This is a genomic window from Flavobacterium olei (assembly GCF_039749035.1).
In the GTDB taxonomy this organism is placed as follows: domain Bacteria; phylum Bacteroidota; class Bacteroidia; order Flavobacteriales; family Flavobacteriaceae; genus Flavobacterium; species Flavobacterium olei.
Map to the genome: position 1 here is coordinate 38,624 of NZ_JBDKWC010000009.1, position 16,905 is coordinate 55,528.

The following is a 16,905-nucleotide window of genomic DNA, read 5'->3' on the forward strand; positions in this document are numbered from 1 at the left end:
TTACTTATCCATTTATATGGATGATCCCAAACTCAACGTTTGGCATTTGGCTCTTTTAGCAGCAATTCTAAGTTTAGGATTCAGGCAAGGGGAGAGGCATAGGATTAAAGTCAGCCGAAGTAAACTTATGGAGCTGTCACATGTGAATACGCTGCCGACTTATCATAAGTATTTTAAACAGCTTCAGGATTTGGGATATATTAAGTACACCCCATCTTATCATCCAGGATATAAAAGCGAAGTTAAGTTGTGTAAAAAGAGGCTATCTCAACATTTGAGATAGCCTCTTTTAAGTTCAAATATATTTTGAAATTATTTATCACGAAGAAATGTTGTATTTCTTTTTGATTGCCTGAATTTCCTTTTCGAGCCTGTTGAGAATCGCCAAATCAGGTTTAGACATTTTGGACCCAGTTTTATTGAGTTTTTTATTGAGAATAGACATTTCACGTCCGATTGTGGCCTGCTCAGTTATAGCATATGCCTCAGTCTGTTTTACCGATGCATGACCTAGCAGTTCTTTAACTACATTAATAGGGACGTTGTTATTTAATGTCACAGTGCTTCCAAAAGTACGGCGGGCCATATGCGTGTTTAATGTAAAAGGAAAGCCGCACAAGACTGCCACTTCTTTTAGATACTCATTCATTTTCTGGTTGGATGAAACAGGCAGTACAGATCCACGCTGGATACACAGCGGGTGCTCTTTATATTTTTCAACTATTTTCAGTGCTTGGGGAAGAAGAGGGACATTAAATGATGAGTTTGTTTTCTGCCTTTCTGACATAATCCATAGATTTCCATCAATGCCTTCTTTGATATCAGTTTTCTTTAATTGATAAGCGTCTATGTAAGCCAGGCCAGTGTAGCATTGGAAGACAAATACATCTCTTACGACATTGAGCCTGTCAGTAGTGAAATAATGACTTTCAAGTTCGTACAATTCCTGTGCGGTGAGTGGTTTTTTTACCAGTTTTGTTTTACGGCCCTTAAAGTTCTTAAATGGGTCCTTGGTGATTAACTCCTTATCAATGGCGCGGATTACAATCTTTTTGAAATTTGCAATATACTTTAGGGTGGTGTTGTTGCTGCAGTCGCGTACAGTTCTAAGGTAAAACTCGAAGTCCTTTACAAACTCAAGATTCAAATCCGCAAATTCAAGATCGTGCTTTTTAAGCTTGAATTTTATAAACGCAGTCAAATGGTTTTTAGTAATGGTAAACCGGTCAAGGGTGCCTTTTGCATAGCCTTTTCCAAGAAGCGCCTCCATTTCATCATTATGCTTCTGAAATTCTTCCAGTACCTTAATCTTTGGCGCTGTCCTTCCTAGAACCTCGTCCATAATTTTCTCAGCGGTTATGGTTTTGCCGCTGTACATCATTTCGGTTTTGATTTCATTGATTTTTAAAGTCAGCGAATCCAAAAAGAAGTTTAGTGACTTTGCATCTTCCTTTGAGCCGACCGCTCTTTCGAACCTTTGGTCCCATCGTGTATTATCCCATTTCCTCTTAGTTGAGCTTTCCTTACGAATACCGTCAACAGTTATTCTGAAATATACGATCCATTCTTTACTTTCTATTTTGGGTCTTTTTAAAAAGAATCCCAAACCAAAACTGCTTTCCAACATAATCCTACTTTTTAAATTAATAAATGTAGAATAATATTACTGCCAAATCAAGTCGTTAATCTCGTTAACCCCTATGATATAAGGGATTTTTGCTGTTTCTGGTGCACTTTTCAGTGTGCCGAAAAGTGCACCGATTCTGCACCTTTAATTTTGTGAGGATTTATAAATATTGAAAACAGGCCTAAAATAAAAAAAACCTGCAAATCCTTGAATTTGCAGGTCTTCAGACATTTTTTGTGGCTTTTTAAAAAGAATGAAAACTTTAAGTTTTCCGCCTTTTAGGCCTTTCCGTGGGGAGAGCAGGATTCGAACCTAAGGTTTGAAACCCACATATTTCCTGCTTTTTTATTTTTTAAAAGTCAGAGTGCCATGATTTTGCCATAAAACTTTTTACATGTAAAATAAATGGCTAATATACTGATTTTTATGTTCTTGAGTAGTCTTTTTTTGTAAAATCTAATTTATCATAAAAAAAGTTGCTAAATGTTTCAAAATTGATTGATTTGTCCTAAAAACTAATTTATTTTTGAATTTATAGGTTAAAAAAAACGCTTATAAAAAGGACATTTTTTTTTACAAGAGCTTTGGTGTACACATGTTGAGAAAGAATCAGATGGTTAAGCCAGGGATAAGTATGTTTAAATCATTTTGTAAATTTGCTGCATAATTTTGAGATTGTTGATCTCCCTCTGAGTTAAATACTAGACGCGACAGAACCTAGGAGCAGAGTAATTAAATAAAAAATTTAATCTCTAACCTTAAAATTTTTAAATAAAAAAAGTTTATTTTTGTTTAACAAAAATTGTAAATTGTTAAACAATACTTTATATGCATACTGATAGTAAGCACGATTTTTTAAAACATGTAGATAAATCGATGTCTAATAAAATGCAGTTGTCGGTACAAGCGATACGGAATATCTATCTGACAGACGATGATGAGGATGACAGGATTGTTTTCTCAGAGATATTATTCGATGCGGATTCAACAGCGATATTTTGGCAATTTAGTAGTGGCCAGGAATTAATGGATGTACTGGGAAAAAGCTGTGCGGCTTGGCCTGATGTGCTTTTTTTAAATGTTAATATGCCTCTTAAAAATGGATTTGACTGTCTGCGGGAAATAAGAAGCCGCGGGGATAATCTCAAAGATATTAAAGTGATTATGTATTCGACTTCTGCTAATCCGGATACTATACGAACAGCCCGTGAGCTGGGTGCGGACTTTTATGCTGTAAAGCCGAAAAATGTTACGGATTTGAAAAAGCTTTTAGAAAAAGTTTTGCGCATGAACAGCTGGGAGCCTGCTCCAGACTTTGTTCTGAATACATTTTAGGGATTTTGTATTTTTATCAGATTTAATTATTGGTGCTGTGGATTATTTTCAATAAATATACTCGTGAACCACGGCCAATTTCTCTCTCTTTCTCTCTCTCTCTCTTTCTCTCTCTTTCTCTCTCTTTCTCTCTTTCTCTCTCTCTCTCTCTCTCTCTCTCTCTCTCTCTCTCTCTCTCTCTCTGGGATTTCCTAAGTATAATATGGAAATCGTCCACAGATAACTATGCTAATGAGCAGCTCTGTTACCAAGAAATTATCTTATAAAAAAAAATAAAATATTTTTTACTACAACGTTTTCTTTTTGTACTTTTAATTTATCAGTCAGGGACATTCTACATATCTGGAAGTACACAGACGTGCATTGTGAAGTACTGATTTGAAACCTGTATATTAGTTCAATGCAGGATGGATAGCTGTGAGGTGCTGAAAAGTTCCTTCTTTTTTCTGTATCGAATCACCAACATGAACCATTTTTTTTTTTTTGAGATTTACATTTCGCTTTCCTTTATTGGCTACTTTCAGTAAAGTGGTGGAAAATACAGGCCGGCGGGAGGCGGTATAAAATCACAAGGTTTTTTGATACTAACACTAAAAAGTAAACTTCTCATCCCATGGTTATACAAATTAATTCACCTCCCTTTTTGGCTCGCAAGTGCCTATAAATTTCTCCATTACCGTGATGTACTCCTTTAATGTCCAACAAGGCTAGGGTTTTCAAGCTAAATATTATAATCATGCTCCAATTTTAATCAGATCTACCCACTTAAATTATATGTTATGAAAAAAAAATACTCATCCCTTGTAGTTTTGCTGTCCATTTTCTTTTCTTTATCTAATCCTGTTTATGCCCGTACTGCAACAGAGAAGCCAGCAGTTCGTAACTATAAATCTTTTATTTCAAATAATAGTATTGCATATGAAATTGAAAAACACAGAGTGTGGCTTAATCTAACCAATAATGAGGGGCTATTTAAGCAGCTTTTAATTGGTTACATTGATGGAGCAACCAATGGTTTTGATCAGAATTACGATGCCGTTACTGCAAACGCAAATAAATATGCAGATTTTTACAGTATTAATGAAGGTAAAAAATTAGTCATTCAGGGACGCGGTCTCCCATTCCTTACAACAGATATGATCCCTTTGGGTTACAGATCTGAAATCGCGGGAGAGTTAAAGATTTCCATTGATCAGGCAGATGGTAAATTAACGGATCAGGATATTTATATTGAAGATCGAAAAACAGGTACAATACATAATTTGAAGAAAAGTTTATATACATTTTCAACAGAGAAAGGTGTATTTACAGATCGTTTTATACTTCGTTATAGCACCGCTGCGAGCCTGGGTACAGAGGAAGTTACAATTGCTGATTCGAAAGTACTCATTGCTTCAAACAATAAAGTTGTGACATTAAAATCATACGGATCTGCAATGGAGCACGTTGCTGTCTATGACATAGCGGGAAGACTGGTTTATAACAGTCCCAATCTAAATACATTTGATCTGGTGCTTAATGACATTGGGTCTGGTAATCAGGTATTACTAATAAAAGCACTTTTTGAAGATGGAAATACCATAACTAAAAAAATACTATTTTAAATGAGCCTGCTTCTGTAAAATGATACAGTGGTAGAAGCAATGCTTTTAATATGCGGGCATGATCTGCCTAAATGGAATCGTTTTTGGTTAACTTTTGATTCTACCGTGTAGGTTTGCAACCTCTTTGGCTTAGTCTGGTGCTTGTTAACTGGGGATCAAATGCCAATAATAAACCCTGTTCCATGAAAACAGTTTATTGCTTATTATATGTGCTATCCATATATACATTTAGCCAGCTTTTAAGGACACAATAAAATGAAACAGCGGCAATTATCTTATATTTTTGGCAGATAAACGGTAAATACCGCGCCGTTTTTATTGCTTTGATCCGCATTGATTTCACCATTATGATTCTGTACAATTTTCTTGCACATGGCAAGACCGATTCCGGTCCCCGCAAATTCCGCATTGCCATGCAGTTTTTGAAAAATATGGAAAATTTTCTTCGTATCTTCAGCCTGCATGCCAATGCCATTATCGGCAAATTGAATTTTATAGTAGCAATGCCCTTCTTTCAGATTTACCGAACGAATTTCTTCCGTGGAGGCCAGTGTGCAATTAATACGGATTTCGGGCTGCACATCAGGGCGTATAAACTTTAAGGCATTGCCGATCAGGTTAAAAAACAGCTGGGACATTTGTAGTGGGATCCCTTTGATAACCGGCAGCGTGCTCCAGGTCACTTTGGCGCCCGTTCGCTCGATCGCCACCTCATAATCTTCCAGTACTGTTGTGGCTACTTCTTCCAGGTTTACTTCAACGAAAACCTGATCGTCCTTCGGCAGCGCCGAATAGGCGAGAACATCCCGTATGAGCTTGGTCATCCGCGCCGAAGCATCTTTTATTTTACCTAGGTAGCCTTGGGACTTTTCGTCGAGATGCGCGGTGATCCGGCCTTCAAGCAATCCTGTAAAGGCGCTGATCTTGCGAAGCGGTTCCTGCAGGTCATGTGAGGCGATGTACGCGAACTGCTCCAGTTCCTGATTCGAATAGATTAGCTGTACATTGGTCTGTTCCAATTCTTCGTTTGTGATCCGTAATTCCTCCAATACGGTTTCTATTTCTTCTGTTCGCTGCTTTACCTGACTTTCCAGTTCTGACTGCAGCTCCATTTGAATGGTAATATCCTGGGCCGTCCCATTCATTCGTAGCGGGTTCCCTTCGGGGTCAAAAACAGTTTTGCCCTGGGCATGTAAAATTCTTTTTTTTCCGGTAACCGGATGGATGACGGTGTAAGTCTCATCATAAAGTCCGCCCGAGTCAGGGTTAAGACCCCATGCTACTGCTTTGGCGACCCTCTCGCGATCTTCGACCTGCAGGATGGGTATGACTTCAGTGTAGTTTTTTGATGCGGGGTCATAACCAAACCACTCAATCAGACGATCGGAATAGGTTAATCCGTTCGATGCTACATCAATGCTCCAAGTGCCCAGCTGGGCAAGCTCTACTGCGCCGCGCATGCTTTCTTCGGCTTCCTGCTGCTTGTTGCGCGCCAGTACCTGCTTGGTGACATCAATGGCGGTACAGATAACGCCATAAATCTTCCCTTGCGCATCGTATAATGGTTTATAGGTGTAGTCATAATAACCGTAATATGGCGACCCATTGTGCACGAACATGATGCGGGCAGCGGTTTCAGTATGGGTCTCACCGGTACTTAAAACCCTATGGTAGGCCTGAAACAAATAGGTTTCTTTCATTTCGGGCACTGCTTCCATGATTGGCATACCAATGATGGAAGGGCCACGGCCAAATATTTCGAGCATTTTCTCGTTGGCTTCCTGTAATACCATCTGAGGGCCGGTGTAGACCAGTTTTGCCACCGGTGAATTATAAAAAACCGAACGCGCAAATTTCTCGCTTTCTTCCACCTTATGCCTTTGCAGTACCTCCTGAGTGTGATCCATGAGCCAGACGGCCACTTTTTGTATCTTTTGCGTACTGTCTAAGAGGGGCATATAAACAAAACTGAGGTAAACTATCTCTTCTTTACCGTGTCTGACCAGTTTAACTTGAGCTTCGCTGACCGAATAAGGCTCCCCTTTAGCGACAACGTAGGCTAAGGCATTTTCATAATAGGGGCGCGCCTCGGGAAAAGTATCCCAGTGGTAGTGTCCCAGCACTTTTTCTCGTGGTTTGCCCGTAACGGCTATATAGCTGTCATTTACGATCTCGGCGATCAGGGATTTAGCATCCAGGACGCAGATGCCTACCGGTGCATTCATTAACATGGTATAAAGTTCCTGCTGGTTTGCGATATTCATATGATTTTTAATTAAATAACAATAAGCCGGGTTTTTCTGATCTTGTCCATCTAAAAGTGTGGTAAGACCAGGACGGAATGGGACGGCTTGTAGATCCCATTAGTTAAGGGCACGTGAAAGCAATATGCAAAGGTTGTCTAAGGTTTCGGTTTTAACAGCGTGCCCTCCCATAGTGTAGCGGGCAGTTGGGGTCAGGATGTAACATAACGGGGGAAGTACCGGCAGTGCTCCTTTTGGCGCCTCAAAGCCTGCTAATTTTAAAAAAGAGTTGTTCCGATGCAAAAAACTGATTTGCTGCCAAGATATCCATATCTGTATTAAATTTATTGTGGTAAGGTAGCCAAATTGCAGTGCAGCCCAAAGGAGCAAGTTAAGCAATTACACTGATTTTACCAATTTTATTTTGCAGGCATGTAGTAGCTCCGATCCTACTATTGGGTGCGCCCTGAGTCAAGTGCGTGTGTCCGCTATTTATATAAAATCCCCAATTTATTGTTCGATAGTTTATAATGAAAAATAGTGAAATAAAGAATAGGTAATGTTAATTATTCGGCAGGCCATACTATACATTTACGTATAGCGAATTCATCTCAAAAGTGATTTTGGCAATGATCATGTAGACATCACTCGAAGTGATGTGGTAATGCAATACATAACTAAATCAGTAAATCGATGATATGATTACTTTGTATTGACCTTTTGGATCCCTATTAATTAAAATATACTGGTCAACTCCAAAATATTTACAAGTTTTATTGCTTCATCCTTTATTTGTTATGTCATTCTCACACTGGTAAATTTCCCTTTGTTCCTAATTAAATGCATCCGATTGGGATTTCTTTTTCAAAGCAAGCGTTATTGCTTCGAGCAGTTCATAAGCCTTAAATGGTTTACTCACATAACCGTTCATGCCGGCAGTCAAACAGCGATCCCGTTCCCCTAGAGCTGAAACTGCCGTTATGGCTATAATCGGAATAGGATTTTTTAATTCGCCTCGTATATAACTGGCGGTCTGGTAGCCGTCATAATTAGGCATGTGCAAATCCATTAATATCAGGTCATAGGAATTTGTGGATAACAGTTGAATACCGTCCTTACCATTATCGGCAATATCCAGATCAAAGCAAAACCCGTCCGTGACATGGCGGGCCAGTCTCTGATTTAAATGGTTGTCCTCGCAAAGCAAAATTCGGAGCCTGCCCAGATCGTTGTAGAGGGGGGATTCATCTTGCGGGGCTTGCGGGGCTATTTTTTGATAAGTAATGGTGAAGAAAAATTCAGATCCAAGTCCTTCAGCGCTTCGGACCTCAATTTTAGAACCATGCAATTCTAGGAGCTGTTTTACAATGCTGAGTCCAAGTCCGGTACCTCCATACTTTCTGCTGGTACCCTGTTCTGCCTGGGTAAAGCGTTCGAAAATGTATTCAAGACGATCTTTAGGGATACCAATTCCCGTATCTTTCACCGAGTATCGGATCTGGAAGTTGTCCACGGTTTCTTTTATCTTTTTTACTGCCAGTGTCACTTCGCCAGACTGGGTAAATTTAAGTGCATTTCCGGCCAAGTTAATCAATATCTGAGTGAGTCTTACCTGGTCCCCTGATACCATTTCAGGGAGGTCGACAGAGAGATAAAGGTTAAATTCCACACCTTCTCGAGCTTTTACCTTCAAGAGTTCATGGACGCGAAGGAGGGCTTCTTTGAGACCAAAGGGACGTAGGTCAAGAGAAAGACCTCCCGATTCAATTTTAGAAAGATCCAATATATTGTTAACAATCAGAAGAAGGTGCTCCCCGGCAGTATGCACATTTTTAACAAAAGCCAGCTGTTGCCTATTTAATTTGGTTTGAGCCAGCAATTCAGTAAAACCTGTAATAGCGTTGAGCGGAGTTCTAATTTCATGGCTCATATTGGCAAGGAAAACATCCTTGGCCGCCACGGCGCATTCTGCTATTTTTTTCTGGCTGGCCAGCTCACTGTTCTTTATTCCTAGTTCCAGCGTATTTATGACATGGCGGGCAACAATTTTAAGGGCCAGGCGCTGAGTGGTATTGAGTTTCCTCGGACTATGGTCCGCAGCACACAATACCCCTATATTATAACCATCGGGTGTTCTGAGCGGTATTCCGGCATAAAATCTCATTTGCAGGCCGCCTATAACGTCCGGGTCGTCTTTAAAGCGTTCGTTTACCAGCGTGTCCTGAATTTCTAATAGTCTTGAACCCATAATTGTATAGCGTGAAAATGTAACTTCCCTGCGTATATTAGGATCGCCCATTCCAATTTGTGATTTGAAGAACTGTCTGGTCTGGTAGACAAATGAAATATAGGCAATGGGCACCTCGCAGATATAAGATACCAGGGCAGTGGCATCATTGAACGCGCGCTCTGGTAATGTTTCAAGTATATTGTAGCGCTGTAGCGCTTCAATACGTTTGGATTCATCATGGGTGAGTGAAAGGGATTTCATTGCCTTAGTAAATATTTTAATTGCAACTGGTATGTCTGATATGATCGTTATTGAAAGCAATCTTAGAGATTACTTTTCCTAATTTAAAATTAGTAGGACAAGCGTATGAACCTATTTTCCTGTACTGATCAAAATCTTATGAACGGCTTTCAAATTATCCGATGTAATGAAAACAGCGATATACAATCCAACGGACAATCCCGCGGTTGAAATTATTGGATTTTTTTGCGTCCCTAAGTAGTCTTTTTTTATAACAGCTCGTCCTTGGAGATCGTACAAAGTGAAGGATGTTATATCCGCATTATCAGGATTTAAGACTGTGATGTGCTGATGAGTAGTATCCTGATAAATTAAAAGGCGAGCATGGACATCGTGTGGTAGAGAGACAGCATTTTTTGTAAACACTATTTTAAACCGTTCTGAATCAGTGCCTGGCGCTACCGAGACTTCATAAAAACCGCTTTTTATGTCATGATATGATTTATCTAAACTATCATAAATAAAAATGGATTCTGCCTGATCAAAAGCTTCAATTTCTGAGATGAAAAATTTTAAAGTACTGTGTACAGAGACTTTAACAGAAAGCGGAATTTCGATACCGGCATAATACTGGCAACCCTGGAAAATATAATTCTCGTTTGCGATAGTAAAAAAAACGTCATTGGGACGCATTATACCAGTGTATTTAATGTCAAAGTCCTGATCTACGCCGTCCGTCGCATCCAAATGAAATGACATGCCCAGTTGTCTTGTGAAAGCATTATTTATAGCAATATTGATGGTAAAATACGGGTTCAAGGGAGGGGGAACCGGCGGGTCGTCACTGCTTGTTGCTGATGCGACATTTTGTAGTTCTATTGGTTTTGCTTTATTTGCAAGTAATTCGGCGTTGCTTCTCGAAGCCTGTGCAAAGCCTGTCAAAGAAATTAATGCAGATAGTAACAATAGTGTTTTGTTCATATACTTTGTTGATCATATTAATACAGCAATCACACTTGGAGCGCTCTCCTTTAACAGGCTCAAGATCATCAAGATCTACTGTCAAATTTAAGAAAGCGTCTTTAGTTTCAAATATTAGAAGTAATAACTGGTACATATCAAGGTATAACCGATCATAATAATTTATCCGTCATGCTATAGTTAATCGCCGGAAATTTGCTTTATTTTAACGCAGCCTCTGCCAGCCCCTTTAAACCGCACCACGGCAAATAAGTGCAAGGTGGCGGTCAGATTTATTTTTTATTTTAATAGCACATTGAACTGTTATTTGCAAAATATCCGCATGATTTTAAAGCATCCCTAAAGTGAAGGTATAACAGGACACTGTGGAAATTTATTAATAACGAATCCTTAATAAATACTTATTCTGTTGTACAGGTAGGGGCCAATACCATCATTGCAGCAAGAGAAGTTTTTACAATCAAGGGGAACTTGCCGAAGATAATGCCGATCCTTAGGGAAAAAGGATTCTCAACCATTCCGGTGCTGATCAACAGCGGTATGCTTTAGGGGAAGATACCCTGACGGCAATATTGCTTGAGTGTGACGGTAGGCAATGCCGTAACCCAAACCAGTTATCTGTATCCGCCTGCCTTTAATCTCAATGCTTTTTTATTGTATCCATAGCATAGCTCCTGACGCGTGTTGCTAACTTTGGCAACAGTCATTAAGTGCTGGTAAACCTAACTTTTATTAGTAGTAAACGTACCTTATCTTATCCTTGAAACAATTCTGGTCTTCATAAAAATAACCCTCCAATTATAGTGATTAATCACTTCACTATAGTTTGGAGGGCTTGTCCATAAACATAATCTTCCAACTTTATGTTTACTATCCGCACCATGGCGTATGCTTCTATAGTTATTATTTTAATGAAAGGTACTACAAATTAGTATTAGATTCTCTTGCAAGATCGTAAAACTTTCTCAGATTGTAATATAATTTTTCATGACCGCAAATTTTGAGTGCGGTCCATTAAATAGTAAATAGAGGTGATGACCGCCCTTTAACGATTATTTCAGATTTTTGACATATATAAAAAAATGTGTTGGAAATGAGATTAACCAATAGTATTCACTTGGCGTCTTTGGTTGGTTGTCCATTATGACACTTTATTGTATTTAAAATTTGACAGTCGAATCAAAATTAGAAATAGGTGCTCTTTTATTACATGTCATTTGATGTACAACCTTAGCGTATAGACAACTATTTAAAATGAGAGGATCAAAGAAAAGAGTTTTACTCCACGATATCCCTACTGGTAATTTACCAGCCTTTATAGTCACAAACCTCTGTTAAACATATATTTATAAAGAAGCCTAGGAAGAGTTGCGACATTTCCTTTGTGAGCTATGCAATTGGACTTTAAAGTTGCACGGCGCAGGGGAGACAATAGTAAGTTATAAATAACTTAATTGTAATACTAAGTTATAAAAAAGGTTAGTTGGCGTAGTCTTTATTCTTACGTAGTTTTATGCTGATATAGGATTGGAAATTCTCTAAAAAAAAATCTTTAAATTTTAAAATAGTTTAATAAATTTTTGTTATATTCAAATAAATGAAAAGATCCAAATTCAAATACGCATTATCATAGCGAGGATTCATCATGAAATACTACTAACATAACGTTTAATGTCGACTTAGACCAGATTCAGAGAAGTGCGGGAACGGACAATACTCTCGCTATCATAACGGCTTTTTTTACTACATTTAGACGTATTGAAGCATCACATTCTTGAATTAAAAAAATGGCGGCTAGAAGAACTTCCTAATAAGCTATTAGGCAATTGAGAAAACACGACAATATCACTTAAATTGATTATTAGCGTGGAGTAAAATGGTTTCACTAGTAATCCAGTCTATAAAGGTGCAATATCTATGAAAATAAAAACATTAATTGTGGAGCAGGATCATGCCGCTGTTGAGGCGATCCAGTATGCGCTTCAAGACAGCGATATTATATGTATTACAGAAACTGCCAGTTCGGAAAAGGAATATGAAACCGCTATCCGAAATTTTAAACCCGATCTCATTATCTGTAATTATGCGTCTAAGGGTCAGGATGGTATTTCGTTTTTCACAATCCAAAAGCAATTGGCACCGCAGACGCCATTTATTTTTATCGCCCAGAGCATTACGGTGGAAGAAGCAATTGCGCTGATCCGTATCGGGATTTATGACGTAATTGAGCAAGAGAATCTTACCATATTAGCCGGTAGTGTTAAAGCTGCATTGTATAAAAAAAGCCAAAGCGACGTAACTATTCCTGAACGGCTTGCATTAGATTTTGCCAAAATACTGGATCTAACGATGGATCTGGTTTGCTGCTGCGATGAAAATGGCAGCTTATTGTATGTGAACAAAGCCGTTGCGAACATTTTGGGCTACAACGACCAGGAACTCATTGGCACAAATTACAAGGACTTGCTGTTTGAGAAAGATTGCTGTGAATTGGACACTGTCGATATTCCTAAAAAAAGCGAACATTCTGATATACCTGAAAAAAGATTTCTGCATAAAAACGGCAGCTCGGTGTGCCTGCTTTGGTCTGTTATCTGGGACCAACAATATAAAGTGAATTATTGTATCGGAAGGGATATTACCGAGAAAAAAAACATTGAAAAAGCATTTGAGATAGAAAGGAGGCGTTTTTATAATCTGTATTCGCAGGCACCATCTTGCATGGGGATTATAAAAGGCCCCAACCATGTTTATGAACTGGCAAACGAGCTTTTTTTACAATTAATCGGTAAGAAGGATATTATTGGTAAAACGGTAAAAGAAGTACTGCCGGAACTGGGCTCACAGGGAATTTTCGAGATATTAGATGAGGTCTATCTAACAGGGAAACCTTTTTCTGCCAATGAAATGCTGATTCAATTGGATCGACAGGGCAACGGCACCTTAACCGATGCTTATCTAAACTTTATCTATCAGGCGCACAGAGATGTTGATAACCATGTGGATGGGATTCTTTTCTTTGCCAATGACGTTACAGAACAGGTTATATCGAGAAAAAAAATTGAAGAACGCGAAAAGATGTACCGGGATCTAATTGATAAATCACCCGTCGCAACCTATTCCTGCGATGCTGATGGGCGGATCCTGACCTATAATAAGGCCGCTGCCGTGTTGTGGGGAAGAGAGCCGGAAATCGGGAAGGATTTATGGTACGATTCCTGGAATATTTATAATAATAAAAGTATGCGGAAACATAGTTTAGGTGAACTCATTGCGGAACTTGAGGAAGAACATTCCAACCTCGGCAGGGAAATAATTATCGAACGTCCTAACGGGGACAAACGTAATGTGCTTCCTTATCCTGTACCATTTCGTAACGATCAGGGCGTAATTACAGGAGCTGTGATTGTGCTGGCCGACCTTACAGAGGTAAGACTTGCACGGCAGGAGCTACGGAAAAGCGAGAAAAAATACAGACATCTCTTTGATAACAATCCAATGTCCATGTGGGTGATTGATCTAAAGACTTTTAAATTTCTTGATGTAAACAAAATGGCAATTCTTCAATACGGATACACCCGGGAAGAATTTCTTTCCATGACCGCTCTGGACATAAGGCCTTTAGATGATCAGCAACATTTTATAAAATCAAGTGACCCCTCCAAAATTAACGGATCAAATTATAATCGGGGAAAATGGAATCATCTGAAAAAAAATGGCACTATTATTCCTGTGGAAATTGTGGCGCACGATATTAAGTACGAAGGATCACCGGCAAGGTTAATTCTCTCCAATGATATCACGGAACGCATTCAAGCAGAAAAAAATCTAGAAAAAAGAAACCGGGACCTGATTAAAACCAATTCAGAACTGGATAAATTTGTATACAGTGTATCGCACGACCTGCGATCGCCCCTTACTTCAATTTTAGGGCTGTTGGCTTTCATTGAAACAGAAAGCCAGGAAGCCGACACGCTTTTTCATGTCGGACTAATACGCACGAGCGTCAATCGCCTGGATGAATTCGTTAAAAATATATTAAGCTATTCGCGAAATAACCGCAGAGGGCTCGAAGTTGAACAAATTCCGCTTCAGCAAACCATACTTGAAGTCGTAGATTCACTGCAAGGCCTTCCCCAAGCAAAGGGGATTAATTATCAAGTTAATATCAAAGAAATAGAGCCTTTCTACTCAGATGGCCTGCGGCTCAACACAGTTCTGGAGAACCTGATATCCAATGCCATCAAATACCACAGAAAAGAAGAGTCCGGAAGATTTATAAAAATTAACGGGTATTCAGATGATAAAGGCTTTCAGTTCACCATTCAAGACAACGGAATTGGAATAGCTGAGCAGTACCATCAAAAAATATATGAGATGTTTTTTCGTCTCTCGGGAAAGCAAAGCGGTTCGGGCATTGGGCTGTATATAGTTAAAGATGCCCTGGAAATACTGCAGGGCTCCATAACACTTCAGTCACAAGAAGGTATGGGGACAACATTTACCATCGCACTAAAAAATTTAAAACCATGAGTACAGCATCGGGGGAAAAATTTGAAACCGTAATGATAATAGATGACAATAATGTAGATCTGTATATTACATCACGGATGATTTCCAAAAATAATTTTGGCAAAAACATATTGCTTTATACTTCGGCCGAAGAGGCCCTGAGATACCTTAGGGACCATCAGGATGATAAAGCCTTGCTTCCTGAGATCATCTTCGTGGATATCTACATGCCTTTAATGTCAGGGTTTGAATTTCTGGAAGAGTACGACAAATTTGATGCCTCTTTAAAAAACGAAATCAGGACTTATATTGTGTCTTCCACTATAGATAAGCAAGACATTGCCAGATCCGAGGCGAATAAAAATGTGGTCTGTTTTCAGGTAAAACCCATCACCAAAGATTTTCTGGACCGGATAGTTAAGTGATCCATTTAAGCATGCAATAGTGTAGATTCCAGATGTACATCTGGCCATTTATAGGGGTTAAAATAAAGGAACGTGGGTGTAAATTTGTGCAAATTTCTGAATTTTTAAAATATACCTATAGGATCCAACAATTCATTTTAGCCAGATAAGAGATTACTAGAAATCGATGCGCGCCCATTTTTTATCGCTGTTAAGTCTAAAAGTGCCCATATGTTTTTTATCCCATTCATCTGGTCCTATCAGGGAAAGAAAGTTAGAGCCCACTGCGTCTTGGTATAGGTGATATATTTCACCCACAATAGGTTCAAAAGCGAACCTGGCATTATACACCAGTTCATTCCATTGGAATTCCTGGATCAATTGCTCATATTGCATTTTTAATTCGTGAAATTTGCTTTCAAATTCTTTGTTTACTTTATGGATGCCCAAGTTTTTCCAGCCTGCTACATCATCTGCCTTAATTACAGGTGCGCCCAAATTGGTACCATAGTTTAAAATGTTTGCATTGTAACCGTCTTCATTAGAAAACACCACATTATCGGGTTTGTTTTTGCTGCTCATTGCTATCTTTTTATCGCTTGGAGATTTTATTATTGGAAATTGCTCTTTGCCTCTTACATTTAAACCGATCGATTCCATCAGGTCTTTTTGCTGCATGTTTTGTTTTGCATTTTTCGACCCTCTCGCGCCATAACGTATAACTGCGGAACTTTAATTCTTTTTTCATTAAATTTTTCACGTTGGCCTCAGTGAGACCAAATTGAAAGCCTATGGCATCAAAAGGAGTCCGATCCTCCCAGGCCATCTCAATAATGCGATCGATTTGGAAATCACGCAGCAAGCTAGTGTCGATTTTTTGCGCAATATGTTTCATGATAAACTGTCTAATGTTTTAATTAATAAGTTAAACAAAAGTAATGTTTTATTTTCAAATTTTATTATTTCATAAAATTTAAGGCTCGTACTGGGTTTGTCGCCTTGATTACGTATAAAAACCTTTATTTAGGATATTGGTGTGCGCTAAAGGGAATCAGCCGGAACATTTTAATATATACAGCTGTATCTCATAGCTGTAATGTTTGTTTAAAGCAGCCCGTGCATCAGTTGTGAGCGGGAGATCATGTAAACTGCCTTAACCTAGGTACGATATTAAGATTATCTTGAAAACATAAAAATTCTTTTTGCCGTTTCGTATTGTAAATAAGCGCACCTTTAGCGAAATTATATTTTATAACATGCAAGAAGTTACAGTACAATTCTTCAGCTAAGTATAAGGTTTTGAATTTATAACTCCAACAAGTGAGTAGCGAAATATTGCTTCATGCAACAGATTATCAGATAATATTCAGGCTTATAGGATTGATAGGATGTAGTAAAGATGGTAAAGGTCCTATTGCTGTAAACGTAGTTTCGGCTCAACAGCGAAAAAATAAAGAAAAAGCACATTCTGCAGACAGTCAACTTATTTAATATGAGGTGGTTTTTGTGATTTTAAAAATTTCAAGATGGTAAATTGGACTGTACGCGGAGTATTTAATTCTCACAATTCCCTTAATGCTTCGCTATTTTTACAAAGTCTCGCAGTGTATAAGAATGGTCCTTTCAGAGGGTCCTCAAAGGAGACGGGGTGGCTTTTTTGCAGCTGAAATATATCCATATTAGCAATTCATAATAATAAATTGGCATTACCTTGTTCTATTAATTAACC

The 16,905-nt window shown here is 38.7% G+C and carries 11 protein-coding genes; 5 read left to right on the forward strand and 6 right to left on the reverse strand.

All coding sequences use genetic code 11. From position 1 onward, the window contains the following. Positions 1–319: 319 nt before the first annotated feature. Entirely contained in the window at positions 320–1,627 is a 1,308-nt protein-coding gene (locus ABEB31_RS20545; protein WP_347053536.1) for a site-specific integrase, read from the reverse strand. Positions 1,628–2,455: 828 nt separating this feature from the next. Here ABEB31_RS20545 and ABEB31_RS20550 point away from each other — a divergent pair. Then, a complete protein-coding gene (locus ABEB31_RS20550; protein ID WP_347053537.1) occupies positions 2,456–2,962 on the forward strand; it encodes a response regulator in 507 nt (168 codons plus the stop codon). 779 nt (positions 2,963–3,741) lie between these two features. Then, entirely contained in the window at positions 3,742–4,566 is an 825-nt protein-coding gene (locus tag ABEB31_RS20555; RefSeq protein WP_347053538.1) for a T9SS sorting signal type C domain-containing protein, read from the forward strand. A 275-nt stretch (positions 4,567–4,841) separates the two neighbouring features. On the opposite strand, the gene ABEB31_RS20560 is transcribed toward ABEB31_RS20555, so the two are convergent. From ABEB31_RS20560 to ABEB31_RS20570, 3 genes are all read right to left on the reverse strand, one after another. Next, positions 4,842–6,830 (reverse strand): ATP-binding protein, encoded by a 1,989-nt coding sequence (locus ABEB31_RS20560; RefSeq protein ID WP_347053539.1) that lies wholly within the window; start codon positions 6,828–6,830, stop codon positions 4,842–4,844. A gap of 811 nt (positions 6,831–7,641) precedes the next feature. Beyond that, entirely contained in the window at positions 7,642–9,300 is a 1,659-nt protein-coding gene (locus ABEB31_RS20565; protein ID WP_347053540.1) for a GAF domain-containing hybrid sensor histidine kinase/response regulator, read from the reverse strand. 111 nt (positions 9,301–9,411) lie between these two features. Next, positions 9,412–10,260: a T9SS type A sorting domain-containing protein gene (locus tag ABEB31_RS20570; protein WP_347053541.1), complete on the reverse strand. Its 849-nt coding sequence runs from the start codon at positions 10,258–10,260 to the stop codon at positions 9,412–9,414. Between the two features lie 1,917 nt (positions 10,261–12,177). Between ABEB31_RS20570 and ABEB31_RS20575 the strand changes: the two genes are divergently transcribed. Then, entirely contained in the window at positions 12,178–14,793 is a 2,616-nt protein-coding gene (locus ABEB31_RS20575; protein WP_347053542.1) for a PAS domain S-box protein, read from the forward strand. Continuing rightward, positions 14,790–15,197 carry a response regulator gene (locus ABEB31_RS20580; RefSeq protein ID WP_347053543.1) on the forward strand — a complete coding sequence of 136 codons (408 nt, stop codon included), beginning with the start codon at positions 14,790–14,792 and terminating at the stop codon, positions 15,195–15,197. Before ABEB31_RS20575 ends, ABEB31_RS20580 begins: the two co-directional genes overlap by 4 nt. A 156-nt stretch (positions 15,198–15,353) precedes the next feature. Here ABEB31_RS20580 and ABEB31_RS20585 read toward each other — a convergent pair whose 3' ends face one another. After that, positions 15,354–15,758 (reverse strand): DUF2452 domain-containing protein, encoded by a 405-nt coding sequence (locus ABEB31_RS20585; RefSeq protein ID WP_347053544.1) that lies wholly within the window; start codon positions 15,756–15,758, stop codon positions 15,354–15,356. Positions 15,759–15,768: 10 nt separating this feature from the next. After that, positions 15,769–16,071: a TIGR03643 family protein gene (locus tag ABEB31_RS20590; RefSeq protein WP_347053545.1), complete on the reverse strand. Its 303-nt coding sequence runs from the start codon at positions 16,069–16,071 to the stop codon at positions 15,769–15,771. A gap of 425 nt (positions 16,072–16,496) precedes the next feature. Here ABEB31_RS20590 and ABEB31_RS20595 point away from each other — a divergent pair, with 425 nt between their 5' ends. Further along, the gene (locus ABEB31_RS20595; RefSeq protein WP_347053546.1) at positions 16,497–16,667 is read left to right on the forward strand and encodes a hypothetical protein; all 171 of its coding nucleotides are present in this window, start codon (positions 16,497–16,499) and stop codon (positions 16,665–16,667) included. The last annotated feature ends 238 nt before the right edge of the window (positions 16,668–16,905 follow it).